Source organism: Amycolatopsis benzoatilytica AK 16/65, assembly GCF_000383915.1.
Classification (GTDB): Bacteria; Actinomycetota; Actinomycetes; order Mycobacteriales; family Pseudonocardiaceae; genus Amycolatopsis; species Amycolatopsis benzoatilytica.
On sequence record NZ_KB912942.1, the window covers coordinates 6,799,961 to 6,814,131 of the forward strand.

Genomic DNA, 14,171 nt, shown 5'->3' on the forward strand with positions numbered 1-14,171 from the left:
GGGAAGTTCTGCGTCAGGAAAGAGCGGACACGGCTTCGCGCACGGTGGTGACCACGCGCTCGACTTCGCTGTCGGTGAGCTCGGAATGCATCGGGATGGCCAGCTGGCGGCGGAACGCGTCGGCGGACACCGGCAGCGGCTGCTGCTCGCCGTACACCGGCTGCAGGTGCGAGGCGTAGGTGCCGAAGTTGCACTGCACGCCCTGCTCGCGGATCCGCAGCGCGAGCGCGTCGCGGCTGATCTCCGGGGCCACCGTCAGCAGGTACGCCTGCCACGGGTGCTCGCGGTCGGGCGCCTCGAACGGCACGGTCAGCGCCTCGACGTCGGCGAACGCCTCGTGGTAGCGCTTGGCCACCGAACGGCGGGTGGCCAGCAGGTCGGGCAGCCGGTCGAGCTGGACGCCCATGATCGCGGCCTGGATGTCCGACATCCGGAAGTTCCAGCCCAGTTCGTGGAAGCTCGGGATCGGCAGCGTGTCCGAGCCCTCGCGGCTGATCGCCGGCTCGATGCCGTAGGTGTGGATCTTGCGCGCGTGCGCGATCAGGTCCTCGCGGTCCGAGACCAGCGCGCCGCCCTCGCCCGCGGTGATGCCCTTGCGGCCGTGGAACGAGAACGCGGCCAGGTCGGCGAGGCTGCCGGCCGGGCGGTTGCGGTAGGTCGCGCCCGCGGAGCAGGCGGCGTCCTCGAACAGCCACAGGCCGTGCTTGTCGGCGATCGCGCGGTACTCGTCGAAGTCGCCCGGCTGGCCCGCGACGTCGACCGCCAGGATGCCGACCGTGCGCGGCGTGATGAGCGCTTCGATCGCGGCCGGGTCGGCGCTGAAGATGTCCGGGCGGATGTCGGCGAAGACCGGCTTCGCGCCGGCCTGCAGCACGGCGTGGCCGGTCGCCGGGAAGGTGTAGTCCCCGACGATCACCTCGTCGCCCGGCTGGACGCCGAGCACCTTCAAGCCGAGGAACAGGGCTGAGCCGCAGTTGCTGGTGGTCAGAGCGTGCGCGGTGCCGGTGAGCTGTGCGAACCGCTCCTCGAACCGGCGGCACGCCGGGCCCGCGCCGGCCAGCCAGCCGGATCGGAACACTTCTGCGACCGCTGCCAGCTCTTCTTCACCGACGGTCGGCCGCCCGAGCAGGACGGGTTCGCCCACAGTAGATCTCCTGTGCATCGGGGTGTCCCGCATTGCGCGGGGTCGCGCCAAAGTGTATAGAAGTCGCACTTCACCTCGGTTTTGGGGACGGACCCCGCCGGTCAGGGCCGGTTCGGGGCCTAGGCTCCGAGCCATGCGGATCGGGGTCTTGGGGGCCGTCGTCGCGTGGGACGGCGCGGGCGGGCAGATCGTGGTGGGCGGCCCGCGCGGGCGGGCCTTGCTGGCCCTGCTCGCGGCGGATGCCGGGCGGTTCGTCTCCGCTGAACGGCTGATCGACGGGCTGTACGGCGAGGAGCCCCCGGACGGGGCGGCGAACGCGCTCCAATCTCAGGTGTCGCGGCTGCGCGGCGCGCTGAAGCTGCCCGTCGAACTCACCTCCGCGGGGTACCGCCTGCGGATCGAACCGGACGAAGTGGACGCGCACCGGTTCGAGCGGCTGGCCGGCGAAGGCCGCCGGGAGCTGGCCGCGGGCGACCCGACGCGGGCCAGCGATCTGCTCGGCGAAGCGCTGGCGCTGTGGCGCGGGCCGGCGTTCGCCGACGTCCCCGCCGCGCAGCCGCAAGCGACCCGGCTGGCCAGGCTTCGGGACGAGGCGGCCGCCGACCGGGTCGACGCGGAGATCTCGCTCGGCCGGGCCGCGGACGTCCTCGACGAGCTGCGCACCGCCATCGCCGGCGACCCGCTGCTGGAGCGGTCGCGCGCGCAGCTCGTCCGGGCGCTGCACGCGTCCGGCCGGACCGCCGAGGCGCTGGCCGCCTTCGAAGACGCCCGTCGCACGCTCGCCGACGAGCTGGGCGCCGACCCTGGCCCTGAGCTGACCGAGGCGTACCTGGCCGCCCTGCGCGACGAGCCGTCGAACGCCGCGACGCCGCTGCCCGCGCAGCTCACCAGCTTCGTCGGCCGCGACGGCGAACTGCGGCAGGTCGCCGATTTCCTGCGGCACGCTCGGCTGGTCACGCTGCTCGGCCCCGGCGGGACCGGGAAGACCCGGCTGGCCGTCGAAGCGGCGGCGGACGCTGGTCCGTGCGTGTTCGTGGCGCTGGCTCCGCACGTCGCCGCCGGCCTCCCACAGGCCGTACTGACCGCGCTCGGCCTGCGCGAAGGAGCGTCCGCCCTGCGCGGACCCGGGCATCAGGATCCCGTCGACCGGCTGGTGTCGGCATTGCGCGACCAGGCGACGCTGCTGGTCCTCGACAACTGCGAGCACGTCGTGGCCGCCGCGGCGCAGCTGGTCGCGCAGTTGCTTCCGGCCTGCCCCGGGCTGCGCGTGCTGGCGACGAGCCGGGAACCGCTGGGCATCACCGGCGAACAGCTCGCGCCGATCCCCCGGTTGGCCGTGCCGCCGCCGGGCACCCCCGCCGCCGAGGCCGCCGCGTACCCGGCCGTCCGGCTGTTCCTCGACCGCGCACGGGCGAGCGACCCCGCGTTCCGGCTGACCGAGGACACCGCCGCTGATCTGGTCCGGATCTGCGCCGCGCTGGACGGTCTGCCGCTGGCGATCGAGCTGGCCGCCGCCCGGGTCCGCACGCTGCCGGTCGCCGACCTCGCGGCCCGGCTCGGCGACCGGTTCCAGCTGCTCGCGCGCGGCAGCCGGACCGCGGACGAGCGGCACCGGTCGCTCCGCGGCGTCGTGGAGTGGAGCTGGGATCTCCTGGACGAGGACGAACGCGGCCTCGCTCGCCGGCTGACGGTCTTCCCCGGCGGCGCGACGCTCGCCTACGCCGAGCAGGTGTGCGACGCACCGGTCGACCTGCTGCCCGAACTGGCCGACAAGTCACTCGTGGAGCCGGCCAACGGCCGCTACCGGATGCTGGAGACGATCCGCGCGTTCTGCGCGGAGAAGCTGGACGAAGCCGGTGAGACCGAACGTTTCCGCCGAGCGCACGCGGAGACGTTCCTGCGTCTCGCCGAAGAAGCGGATCCGAAGCTGCGTACCGCCGAACAGCTGGACTGGCTGCGGAAAATCGACGCCGAATACGACAACCTGATAGCCGCGCTCCGCTGGTCCGCCGCGGCCGAACCCACGCTTGCTCTGCGGCTCGCGGCCGCGCTGTCGATGTATTGGTGGCTGCGCGGACGACGCTACGAAGGCGCGGCGCTGTCGACGGAAATCCTGCGGCACTGCGTCGCGGAACCGCCGGAGGGCTACCGCGAGCAATTCCTCATGTGCCTGCTCACCGCGATGGCTGGCTCTCCGGAAGCGGCCGAGACAGCGGCCTATCGGTCCTACGTGGAGCAGTACCTGGTGGATGCTTCCTGGGTTCCGCAGCATCCGATGATGCTCATGCTGTCCGGCGTCGTGCTCGGCCCGCCCGAGGACGACGACGCGAGGCTCCGGCTGTCCGATCTCGCCCTGCACTCCGACCCGTGGTTCACCGCTCTCGTCCCGATGGGCGACGGCCTGCGCGCGATGCTCGCCGGCGAACTGGACGAGGCCGAGCACGGCCTGCGCGAGGGCGAAGCACGCTACCGGGCGCTCGGCGAGCGCTGGGGCCTGTCGATGGCACTCGACCACCTGTCGCAGCTGCTGGTGCTACGCGGCCAGCACGACGAAGCGCTCGACGCGATGACCGAGTCGCTCGCGCTCATGGAACGGCTCGGCGCGACCGACGACTACGCGGACCTCCTGTGCCGCCGAGGCGACAGCCGGGCGCTGCGCGGCGACCTCGACGGCGCACGCGCCGACTACGAGCAGACCGTGGAGCTGGCGCGCCGCACCGGCATGCCCGAAACCCGCGCCAGCGGTCACGTCGGCCTGTCCCACCTCGCGCGCCGCGCCGGCGACCTGGCCGGTGCCCGCGCCCTCGCCGAGCGGGCCGCTGCCGAATCCACCGCGAACTCCTTCTCGGCGACGATCGTGCGGGCCGCCGCGTCGGTCGCGCTCGGCTGGGTCGACCTCGCCGAGCACCGGACCGCCGACGCCGGGCGGAGGATGCGGGCCGCGGTCGAGACCACGCACCGCTGGCATGACCACGGCTCGCTGGCGAACGCGCTGGAGGGCGTCGCCGGGGTCTGTGCCCAGGAAGAACGGTTCGCCGACGCGGCCCGGCTGCTAGGTGCCGCGGCGGCGGTCCGCGGCACCGCCGTGCCCGGCCGGCCGGATGTCGTACAGGTCACCTTGGCCGCGGAAGAGGCGCTCGGGACGGCCGGGTTCGCCGCCGAGTACGCCGCCGGACAGCAGCTCGGACCCGCCGACCAGCTCGAACTCGCCGGATTGTCCCCGGACCGGTGACCGGATACCACGCCGTCGGGGGGTACGCAGCTCTCCGCGGGAGCGCGTAGCCTTCCCTGCCGTGCGGAACGTAGTGGTGATCGGCGGGGGAATCGTCGGACTTTCGGTCGCGTGGGAGCTGTCCCAGCGCGGCCAGGACGTGACGGTGCTCGAAAAGGAAGCAAACTGGGCGGCGCACCAGACCGGGCACAACTCGAATGTGGTGCACGCCGGCCTGTATTACAAGCCCGGTTCCTTCAAGGCCCGGATGTCGGTCGGCGGCAACCGGTCCATTGTGGATTTCGCGCGCCAGTACGGCGTACCGGTGCAGGTGTGCGGCAAGCTCGTGGTGGCCACCCGCGAGGAGGAGATCCCCGCGCTGGACACACTCGCCGAGCGAGCCGAGGCCAACGGCGTGCCCGCCAAGCGGATCAGTCCGGCCGAGGCCCGTGAATACGAGCCGGAGGTGTCCTGCGTCGCCGCGCTGCGCGTCGAGTCGACCGGGATCATCGACTTCCCGGCGGTGTGCGCGGCACTGGTGCGGCTGCTCGACGAGGCGGACGCGGACCTGCGGCTGAACACCCCCGCGCTGGGCATCCGCGCGGCCCGCGGCGGCGGGGTCGAGGTGGCCACCGGCACCGAGGTGCTGCGCGCGGACGCGCTGGTCAACTGCGCCGGCCTGCACGCCGACCGGGTGGCCGAACTGGCCGGTCTCAAGCCGAGCGCACGGATCGTGCCGTTCCGCGGCGAGTACTACGAGCTGAAGCCGGAGCGCCGGCGCCTGGTGCGCGGCCTGATCTACCCGGTGCCGGACCCGACGCTGCCGTTCCTCGGCGTGCACCTGACCCGGATGCTGGACGGCAGCGTGCACGCGGGCCCGAACGCGGTCCTCGCGCTGCGCCGCGAGGGCTACCGCTGGGCGGACGTGTCAGTCAAAGACCTGGCCGACGTCGCCCGCTTCCCGGGCGCGTGGCGGCTGGCGCGCAAGTACGCGTATCCGACCGGGCTGGAGGAGGTGCTGCGGTCGTTTTCCAAGAAGCGGTTCGCGCACAGCCTCGCCCAGCTGGTCCCCGCGGTCACCGAGGACGACATCGTGCGCCACGGTTCCGGGGTGCGCGCGCAGGCGCTGCGCCCGGACGGCTCGCTGGTGGACGACTTCCTGATCGAGTCCACAAAGGACCAGGTGCACGTGCTGAACGCGCCCAGCCCGGCGGCGACCAGCGCGCTGGAGATCGCGAAGTACATCGCCGACCAGGTGACCGACTGAGACTCGTCGCCGGTCGGGGAAGGCCCACCGAAAAACCCGGTTGATCACTATGCGACCGTTTAATCAGGTCCGTGAAGGGCCCCTTGAGGGAATCCAAGTCCGGTAAGGGGCCCTTCACGGACCACAACTCCCGGGCGGCGGCATAGCGCAGTTCCTGGCATTGGACCTAGCTTCCCTCCGGGGCCCTTCCCGGCCAGTCTGGATCAGGCAGGCAGATTCCCGGACACCAGCGGGATCCCGGCGCGGATCGCGTCGCACGCCTTGGCCGGATCGTCGAGGTTGCCGCTCACGATCCGGACCGACGAGGTGCCCGCCACGGTCACCGCGGCCGCGCAGATCGCGTCGAGCCCGCCGAGCTTCGGAAACAGCGACCACTTCCGGCCGCCGTTGTCGATCTGCTCGGTCGGCGCGACGTTCATCCCGGCCCACTGAGTGATCGGCACGCCCGGTCCGACCCACACCTCGAACGGCTTCTGCCCGGCGTCCCCGTCGGTGTCCTTCCACAGGCAGTAGCTCGCCGCCGCGATGACCGACGAATGATCCAGCTGGCCCTGCGGTTCCATCTTCAGCTGCTGCGCCTGCTCCGGCTTCAGCAACGTGCACGGGTTGACGGACGCGAGCGGACCGGACGGCGGAGCGTCCGAGGGCGTGGTGCTGGGCGGCGCGAGCGGCGGGGCCGGCTGCCCGCCCGGCAGTTTCGCGGCGACCTGCGGGGTGACCTGCTTCGCCGTCTGGCACGCTTTCGCGTCGTCGTCGTTGGCCACGCTGACGAAGGCGAACGACTTCTCGCTGAACGTCGTGTACAGGTCGCAGCTGCCGCCCATGAAACCGGCATAGCGCGTCCACTGGAGCCCACCCAGCGACACCGGGTCGGCCTTCTTCAACGCGCCCTGAAGGTACTCGTCGAGGCTCTGATCCACCGACCAGCCGACGATCAGCATGGTGCTGTGGTCGGGGTCCGTCCCGGTCCACCGGCACGTCGCGGGCGTCCGCCGTTCCTTGCTCGCCTTCTCCGGTTTTCCCTGCGCCTGGTATCCGAGCGCGGCGAGTTGCTGCGCGTCGAGCAGCGCGCACGCGTCGACGACCGGCGTCACCGGCCCCTGCCCGGGCACTGGCGACGCCGAGCCGCTCACCTGCGTCGTGCACCCGGCCAGCAGCAGCGCCGCCGCACCGAACGCGGCCGCCGTTCCTTTGAACCCCATCGACTGTCTCCTTCTCCGCAACCGCACCCTACTGACCAGTGCGGTTGCGCACTCGCGGAACGAGAAGGAACAACCCGGGAGCACCGGCCGGGCACGCCGGGGCACCAGAAGAAAGCACTCGACGGGCGGCGGCCGGGCGTGGTTGGTCCACTGTGGCCAGTGGACCAACCGCCGTTCAGCGCTTGACCGGCTCCAGCACCTCAAGCCCGCCCAGGAACGGCCGCAACGCCACCGGCACCCGGACCGAACCGTCCGGCTGCTGGTGGTTCTCCACGATCGCGACGATCCAGCGGGTGGTCGCGAGGGTGCCGTTCAGCGTGGCCGCGGTCTGCGGCTTGCCGTTGTCGTCGCGGTAGCGGACGGACAGCCGGCGGGCCTGGAACGTGGTGCAGTTGGACGTCGACGTCAGCTCGCGGTAGGTCTCCTGGGTCGGCACCCACGCCTCGCAGTCGAACTTGCGGTAGGCGGACGTGCCGAGGTCGCCGGTCGCGGTGTCGATGACCCGGTACGGGACCTCGATCGCGGCCAGCATCTCCTCTTCCCAGCCGAGCAGCCGCTCGTGCTCGGCTTCGGCGTCCTCCGGCTTGGCGAACACGAACATCTCGACCTTGTCGAACTGGTGCACCCGGATGATGCCGCGGGTGTCCTTGCCGTACGACCCGGCCTCGCGGCGGTAGCACGACGACCAGCCGGCGTAGCGGCGCGGACCGGAACCGAGGTCGAGGATCTCGTCCGAGTGGTAGCCCGCGAGCGGGACCTCGGACGTGCCGACCAGGTACAGGTCGTCGTCGCGCAGCTGGTACACCTCCGACGAGTGCGCGCCGAGGAATCCGGTGCCGGCCATGATTTCCGGGCGGACCAGCGACGGGGTGATCATCGGAGTGAAGCCGTTCGCCATCGCGCGGGCGACGGCCATGTTCAGCAGCGCCAGCTGCAGCTGCGCGCCGACGCCGGAGAGGAAGTAGAACCGCGACCCGGACACCTTCGCGCCGCGCTCCATGTCGACCGCGCCGAGGCCCTCCATCAGGTCGAGGTGGTCGCGCGGGGCGAAGTCGAACGACGGCACCTCGCCGACGGTCTTCAGCACCGCGAAGTCGTCCTCGCCGCCGACCGGTGCGTCCGGGTGCACCAGGTTCGGCACGATGCGGAACAGCTTCTCGAACTCGTCCGAGGCTTCGTTCTGCTCCTGCTCGGCGGCCTTGACCTGCTCGGACAGGTCCTTGGCGCGGGCGAGCAGCTCCGGGCGCTCCTCCTTGGACGCCTTCGGCACCTGCTTGGAGACGGACTTCTGCTCGGCCCTCAGCTTGTCGGCGGCGGCAATCGCAGAGCGGCGGCGCTGGTCGAACTCGAGCAGCTTGTCGACCACTCCCTCGTCCTCGCCACGGGCACGCTGCGACGCGCGCACGGCTTCCGGGTCTTCGCGCAGAGTCCTGGGGTCAATCACGGAGAGAAGGGTAGTCGCAGGCCAGCCACGACTTCGACGCGGTTTCCCGTACACACTGTGCGGTCGCCTCCGGACAACCCGACAGTCTGATCGTTGTCGCCCGTTTCCCGCGCTCCCCATACTCGCTAGAACCCGGAGCGGAGGGAATTCACATGACCGACGACCTGCTCGCGCGCCACCGCGCGGTGCTCCCGTCCTGGATGTCCCTGCTGTATGACGAGCCGATCGAAATCGTCCACGCGCACGACCGCCGGCTCACCGATGCGAACGGCCGCACCTACCTCGACTTCTTCGCCGGCGTGCTCACCAACTCCATGGGCTACGACATCCCCGAGATCAGCGACGCGGTGCGCAAGCAGCTCGACACTGGCGTGCTGCACACCTCGACGCTGTACCTGATCCGCTCCCAGGTGGAGCTGGCCGAGCGAATCGCCGAGCGCTCCGGCATCCCGGACGCGAAGGTTTTCTTCACCAACTCCGGCAGCGAGGCGAACGACACCGCGCTGATGCTCGCGACCCAGTACCGGCGCAGCAACCAGGTGCTGGCGATGCGGAACTCCTACCACGGCCGTTCCTTCGGCACGGTCGCGATCACCGGCAACCGCGGCTGGTCCGCCTCGTCGCTGAGTCCGGTCAAGGTGAACTACGTGCACGGCGGCTACCGCTACCGAAGCCCGTTCCGCGATCTGCCGGACGCCGCGTACATCGACGCCTGCGTCGCCGACCTGGTGGAACTGCTGGAAACCGCGACCGCGGGCGACGTCGCCTGCCTGATCGCCGAGCCGATCCAGGGCGTCGGGGGCTTCAGCTCCCCGCCGGACGGCCTGTTCAAGGCGATGAAGGAAGTACTGGACGAGCACGGCATCCTGTTCGTCTCCGACGAGGTCCAGACCGGCTGGGGCCGCACCGGCGAGCACTACTGGGGAATCCAGGCCCACGACGTGGTGCCGGACCTGATGACTTTCGCCAAGGGCCTCGGCAACGGTCTCGCCGTCGGCGGCGTCGTCGCCCGCGGCGACATCATGGACTGCTTCCGGGCCGAATCGTTCTCGACGTTCGGCGGCAACCCGGTCTCGATGCAGGGCGCGCTGGCCGTGGTCGACTACATCGACCAGCACGATGTGCCGGCCAACTGCAAAGCCCGCGGCGAGCAGCTGATGGCCGGACTGCGGGCGGCGCACAGCCCGTTCGTCGGCGAAGTGCGCGGGAAGGGCCTGATGATCGGCGTCGAGCTGGTCGAGCCCGGCACGACGACGCCGAGCGTCCGCGCCGCCAAGCAGATGCTGGAGGAAACGAAGCGGCGCGGACTGCTGATCGGCAAGGGCGGCCTGCACAAGAACGTGCTCCGGATCGGCCCGCCGATGACGCTCACCGAGGCCGAAGCCGCCGAGGGACTGGCGATCCTGGTCGACTCCCTGGCCGCCCTCGCCTGATCCCTGCTTGCACCCCAATGCCACATTGGGTGCATCACATGCACCCAATGTGGCATTCGGTGCGTGACATGCACCCAATGCCACATTGGGGTTTTCTCAGCCGCGGCTGACGGGGTGCACGGGCAAGCGGGCTGGGGTCAGCCCCGCGCGAACCGGGCGATGTGCTCGCCGAGCGCCTCGCCTGCGTCCTCCTGCAGGAAATGCCCTGCCCCGGCGATCGTCGGGTGGTCCAGACCGGCCGCGCCCTTCATGGCGCGCCGCAGGATCGGCGCCATCCCGCCGGTGATCGGGTCGCTGTCGGAGAAGGCGCACAGGAACGGCAGGTCCAGCTCGGTCAGCGTGGCCCACGCGGCCCGGTTCGCCGCCGATGCCGGATCGTCCGGCCGGATCGGCACCAGGCCCGGCATCGCCCGCGGCCCGGCCTTGTACATCTCGTTCGGGAACGGCGCGTCGTAAGCGTCCTTCACCTCGTCCGGCAGCGTCGTCCGGCAGCCTGCCTGCACGAACCGGCCGACGTCGAACACCTGCGCGCTCTCGACCGCCTCCCGGAACTTGTGCCACACCGGGGGCATGTCGACGTCGCCGGTCGGCAGCCCGGTGTTCGCCGCCACCACACCGCGAAACCGCGACGCGTGCTCCGCCACCAGCCGCAGCCCGATCAGGCCGCCCCAGTCCTGCCCGACCAGCGTGACGTCCCGCAGCTCCAGCACGTCGAAGGCGAACCGGCGCATCCATTCGACATGCCGGGCGTAGCTGTGGTCGGCGATGTCGCCCGGCTTGTCCGACCGGCCGAACCCGACCAGGTCCGGCGCGATCGCCCGCAGCCCGGCGTCCGCCAGCACCGGCAGCACCTGGCGGTAGAGGAACGACCAGCTCGGCTCGCCGTGCAACAGCAGCACCGGCGGTCCGTCAGCGGGCCCGGCCTCGACGTAGCCGACTCTGATCAGACCGCCGTGCGGGTCGGCGAGATCGGTGTAACGAGGCTCGAAGGCGAAGTCGGGCAGGTCCGCGAACCGGTCTTCCGGCGTCCTGAGCAAGCGCACGCTCCCACGTTAGTGGGAATCCGACCGCCTGGCAGTACGCGGAAGCTACGAGATCGAAACCGCAACCACCAGACCGAGCCCGAGGTGCGCGGCCGCGACGACCATGCTGGCCGGCGCGAACGTCTCGCTCTCGATGGTGGACCCGACGTCGATCCGGGTCACCCACTCCAGCAGCCGCACCGCGAACACCTGCACGATCACCCCGAGCAGGCCGTAGACCAGCGAGGAGATCAGCCCGCCGGCCAGATCGCTCGCCGAGTTGTAGATCGCCACGACCACGATGAACGCCATCGACAGCAGTCCGGACGCGGTCACGATCACCGCGTTCGGCAGCCCCCGGGTGACCAGCTTCGACAGCTGGCCCGGCGTGGCCAGATCGATCGCGTAGAAGCCGACCACCATCAGCACCAGCCCGACCACGCCGTACAGCAGGATCGCGCCGATACCGCGCAGCAGGTCGGAACCGAACGTCGCGGAAAGGGCAAGAGTCGTGGTCACGCGGTCTCCCTGGATGGCCGGATCACACCAGCGAATCGGACATCCAGGGTTGTATCACGACTCCGGAATGCGATGCGGGACGAACGCGGCGCCGTCGTCGGTGACGAGTCCGCTGGTCTCCCGGATGCCGAGCCCGGCGGCCTGGTCCCCGACGATCCACGCGCCCAGCGCCGGGCGGTAGCCGTCGAACTCTGGCAGCGGGTCGAACGCCTGGTAGACGTAGCCTTCCGCGCCGTAGACCCCGTCCGTCTGGGTCTCGTAGCCGGTGGCCACGATCTGCACGTTCGCGCCCTCGCGGCCGAGCTTCGGCTTGCGCACGTACTCGGTCAGCAGGCCTGGATCGTCGGCGAAGGCGGGCAGCAGGTTCGGGTGCCCTGGGTAGTTCTCCCAGAGGATGGCGAGCAGCGTCTTGTTCGACAGCAGCATCTTCCACAGCGGCTCGACCCACAGCGTGCGCGGCATGGTCTCCACCGCGAACTTGCCGAATTCCTCGTCGACCACCCATTCCCACGGGTAGAGCTTCACCACGGTGGACATCTGGCCCTCGGCCAGGTCGACGAACCGCTTGAGCACCGGGTCCCAGCCGATCTCCTCGATCGCCAGTCCCACCGTGTCCAGGCCGGCCTCGGCCGCGGTCTCCTGCAGGTACGCCGTGGTGACGTGGTCCTCGCCGCTCGGATCGGCGGCGGACCAGGTGAAGTGCACTTCGCTCGACGGCAGCTTGCCGCCGATCTCCTCCCAGCGCTCGACCAGCTTCTCGTGGATCGAGTTCCACTGGTCGTCTTCCGGGAAGACGTCGGTCTTCCAGTGCCACTGCAGCAGCGACGCCTCCAGCAGCGTGGTCGGCGTGTCCGCGTTGTACTCCAGCAGCTTGGCCGGCGACTTGCCGTCGTAGCGCAGGTCGAACCGGCCGTAGACGTGCGGGTCCTGACGCTTCCACGATTCGGCGATGTGCGGCCACACCCATTCCGGGATGCCGAACCGGTGGTACTGCTCAGTGGTGATGACGTTGTCCACCGCTTCCAGGCACATCGAGTGCAGCAGCTCGACGTCCGCCTCGAGCGAGAGCACCTCGTCCATGCTGAAGACGTAGTGCACCGACTCGTCCCAGTACGGCCGTGGCTTTCCGGTGCCGTCGCGGGCCGGCGTGCCGTAGACCAGGCCCTGCTCTTCGACGATCCGCTGCCAGTCGCGCCGCGGTTCGCGCCGGTCCCGATACACCTCTACGAGCCTCCGCTCTTGCCGGTCCCGCCGGTGCCCCCGGACGTGCCGCTCTTGCCGCTGATGCCGAAGCCGCCGCGCTGAACGCTGGTGCCCGACTTGGTCGAAACGTTGGTGTTGCCGGACGGGGCGGTGTAGCTGCCGCCGGACACGCGCTGGCCGATGCCGCCGGCGCCGCCGTAGTTGTAGCGGTATTGCGAGTAACCGCCGCCGGGCAGCGGGATGAACCAGAACCCGCCGCTGTAGTGCCCGCCGTGGCTGGTCGCGTAGCTTTCGTCGCAGTACTGGTCAGCCTGGACGACGCCGTTGCTGTCGGTGCAGACCGCGGTGACCTCGTTGGGCTTGGCGATCGTGTAATAGGTCGAGATCAGCCCGACCAGGCCGACCGTGACGCCGCCGCCGATCAGGACCTTGCGCTTGGTGGCGGCCTTGGCGTCGGCTTTCTGCCGCTCGACGGCCGCTTCCTGGTCGGCGCGTTCCTGGTCGGCGATGGCTTGCGCGCGGGCCCGCTGCTCGGCCACCGAGAGCGGCCGGGTCGGTGTGTTCGCGTCCTGGAACTGCATCGAACCCGGCTTTTTCGGCTCCACCGGCGGCTGCGGCCCGCCGTTGTCCTGTTCCGTCATGTGCGCTCCGTAATCCCCCACCACTGCGAAACCCCGCGTTCCACCCTAATCGACCCGCCACACGCGCGGTTCATGCGGCGCGGGCATCATAGGTATCGATGTCTTCAGACGCCGAGCGGTTCCCTTCGCGTATGCAGACCCTGACCACCCGCGTGGTGATGGCCGGGGTCTTCCTCGGCGCGGTCGTCGCGCTGGCCCTGAACGTCGCGTTCTCCTGGACCGACACCCTCGCCGGCAGCGGTGCGGGCGGCGGCGAAGGCAAGCTCAGCCAGGCCGCCCAGCAGGCGTTCCACTCCCCGCCCGGAACCTGTCTGACCTGGGACGCGAAGGACGCCTCGGACGCGCACCAGGTGCCGTGCGCGCAGCCGCACCTGTTCGAGGTCACCACGGTGGTCGACATCGGCGCGAAGTTCCCGGCGCAGGCTCCGTTCCCGAGCCTCGACCAGTGGCAGGACATCGCCCGGCAGCAGTGCAACAGCGACGTGCGGCCGTACCTGGGCCACTCGCTGGACCCGTACGGCAAGCTCACCACCAACCTGCTGCGGCCCACGTCCTCGCAGTGGTCCGGCGGCGACCGCCAGCTGCGCTGCGGCCTGCAGTTCGCCGGCCCGGGCGGCGGTCTGCAGCCGACCAGCGGCGCGGCCCGGGATCAGGACCAGTCGATGGTCTGGGCCCCGGGCACCTGCCTGGCGCTGGTCGGCAAGGGCGTCGGCGACCCGGTCGACTGCGGCAAGCCGCACTCCTACGAGATCATCGCGACGCTCGACCTCAAGTCGCACTTCAAGGACGGCTACCCGAAGCTGGACGACCAGAAGGAGTGGCTCGACACCGAGTGCAACAAGGCGGCGAAGGACTACACCGGCGGCGCCGACCTGACCGCGAAGAAGCTCACCCTCGGCTGGGACTCGCGCGAGCAGGAAAGCTGGGACGCCGGGTCCACCAAGGTCAACTGCAAGGTCGCGGCCATGCTGCAGGACGGCAGCGGCTTCCAGGCGGTCACTGGCAGCGTCAAGGGCCAGGCGGCGACCGGCTCGGATTCCGGTTCCGACGCGCCGCCGCCGAGCAGCAAGTCCGGGGGCAACTGA

Annotated in this window: 11 protein-coding genes; 4 read left to right on the forward strand and 7 right to left on the reverse strand. The window is 70.6% G+C overall.

From position 1 onward, the window contains the following. Nucleotides 1–13 precede the first annotated feature (13 nt). Nucleotides 14–1,162 carry a DegT/DnrJ/EryC1/StrS family aminotransferase gene (locus tag AMYBE_RS0131660; RefSeq protein ID WP_154676356.1) on the reverse strand — a complete coding sequence of 383 codons (1,149 nt, stop codon included), beginning with the start codon at nucleotides 1,160–1,162 and terminating at the stop codon, nucleotides 14–16. A 115-nt stretch (nucleotides 1,163–1,277) separates the two neighbouring features. On the opposite strand from AMYBE_RS0131660, the gene AMYBE_RS0131665 reads away from it, so the two are divergent. Together AMYBE_RS0131665 and lhgO are read left to right on the forward strand one after the other, a co-directional pair. Continuing rightward, a complete protein-coding gene (locus AMYBE_RS0131665) occupies nucleotides 1,278–4,376 on the forward strand; it encodes an AfsR/SARP family transcriptional regulator (protein ID WP_020663409.1) in 3,099 nt (1,032 codons plus the stop codon). A 61-nt stretch (nucleotides 4,377–4,437) separates the two neighbouring features. Next, on the forward strand, nucleotides 4,438–5,622 hold the full coding sequence (lhgO, locus tag AMYBE_RS0131670; protein WP_027928210.1) for an L-2-hydroxyglutarate oxidase: 1,185 nt from the start codon (nucleotides 4,438–4,440) through the stop codon (nucleotides 5,620–5,622). Nucleotides 5,623–5,825: 203 nt separating this feature from the next. Here lhgO and AMYBE_RS0131675 read toward each other — a convergent pair whose 3' ends face one another. Together AMYBE_RS0131675 and serS are read right to left on the reverse strand one after the other, a co-directional pair. Further along, nucleotides 5,826–6,824 carry a DUF3558 family protein gene (locus AMYBE_RS0131675; RefSeq protein ID WP_020663411.1) on the reverse strand — a complete coding sequence of 333 codons (999 nt, stop codon included), beginning with the start codon at nucleotides 6,822–6,824 and terminating at the stop codon, nucleotides 5,826–5,828. 175 nt (nucleotides 6,825–6,999) lie between these two features. Beyond that, complete coding sequence (gene serS / locus AMYBE_RS0131680) at nucleotides 7,000–8,268, reverse strand: serine--tRNA ligase (RefSeq protein WP_084470215.1); 1,269 nt, start codon at nucleotides 8,266–8,268, stop codon at nucleotides 7,000–7,002. Nucleotides 8,269–8,420: 152 nt separating this feature from the next. Between serS and AMYBE_RS0131685 the strand changes: the two genes are divergently transcribed. Then, complete coding sequence (locus AMYBE_RS0131685) at nucleotides 8,421–9,701, forward strand: aspartate aminotransferase family protein (RefSeq protein ID WP_020663413.1); 1,281 nt, start codon at nucleotides 8,421–8,423, stop codon at nucleotides 9,699–9,701. A gap of 137 nt (nucleotides 9,702–9,838) precedes the next feature. On the opposite strand, the gene AMYBE_RS0131690 is transcribed toward AMYBE_RS0131685, so the two are convergent. From AMYBE_RS0131690 to AMYBE_RS0131705, 4 genes are read right to left on the reverse strand one after another with little or no spacing between them, the layout of a single operon-like run. After that, nucleotides 9,839–10,744 (reverse strand): haloalkane dehalogenase, encoded by a 906-nt coding sequence (locus AMYBE_RS0131690; protein ID WP_020663414.1) that lies wholly within the window; start codon nucleotides 10,742–10,744, stop codon nucleotides 9,839–9,841. A 45-nt stretch (nucleotides 10,745–10,789) separates the two neighbouring features. Further along, entirely contained in the window at nucleotides 10,790–11,242 is a 453-nt protein-coding gene (locus AMYBE_RS0131695) for a DUF350 domain-containing protein (RefSeq protein ID WP_020663415.1), read from the reverse strand. 54 nt (nucleotides 11,243–11,296) lie between these two features. Then, nucleotides 11,297–12,463 (reverse strand): glutathionylspermidine synthase family protein, encoded by a 1,167-nt coding sequence (locus AMYBE_RS0131700; RefSeq protein WP_020663416.1) that lies wholly within the window; start codon nucleotides 12,461–12,463, stop codon nucleotides 11,297–11,299. A 2-nt stretch (nucleotides 12,464–12,465) separates the two neighbouring features. Then, nucleotides 12,466–13,086 (reverse strand): hypothetical protein, encoded by a 621-nt coding sequence (locus AMYBE_RS0131705; protein ID WP_020663417.1) that lies wholly within the window; start codon nucleotides 13,084–13,086, stop codon nucleotides 12,466–12,468. A 98-nt stretch (nucleotides 13,087–13,184) separates the two neighbouring features. Between AMYBE_RS0131705 and AMYBE_RS0131710 the strand changes: the two genes are divergently transcribed. Continuing rightward, a complete protein-coding gene (locus AMYBE_RS0131710) occupies nucleotides 13,185–14,171 on the forward strand; it encodes a septum formation family protein (RefSeq protein ID WP_027928212.1) in 987 nt (328 codons plus the stop codon).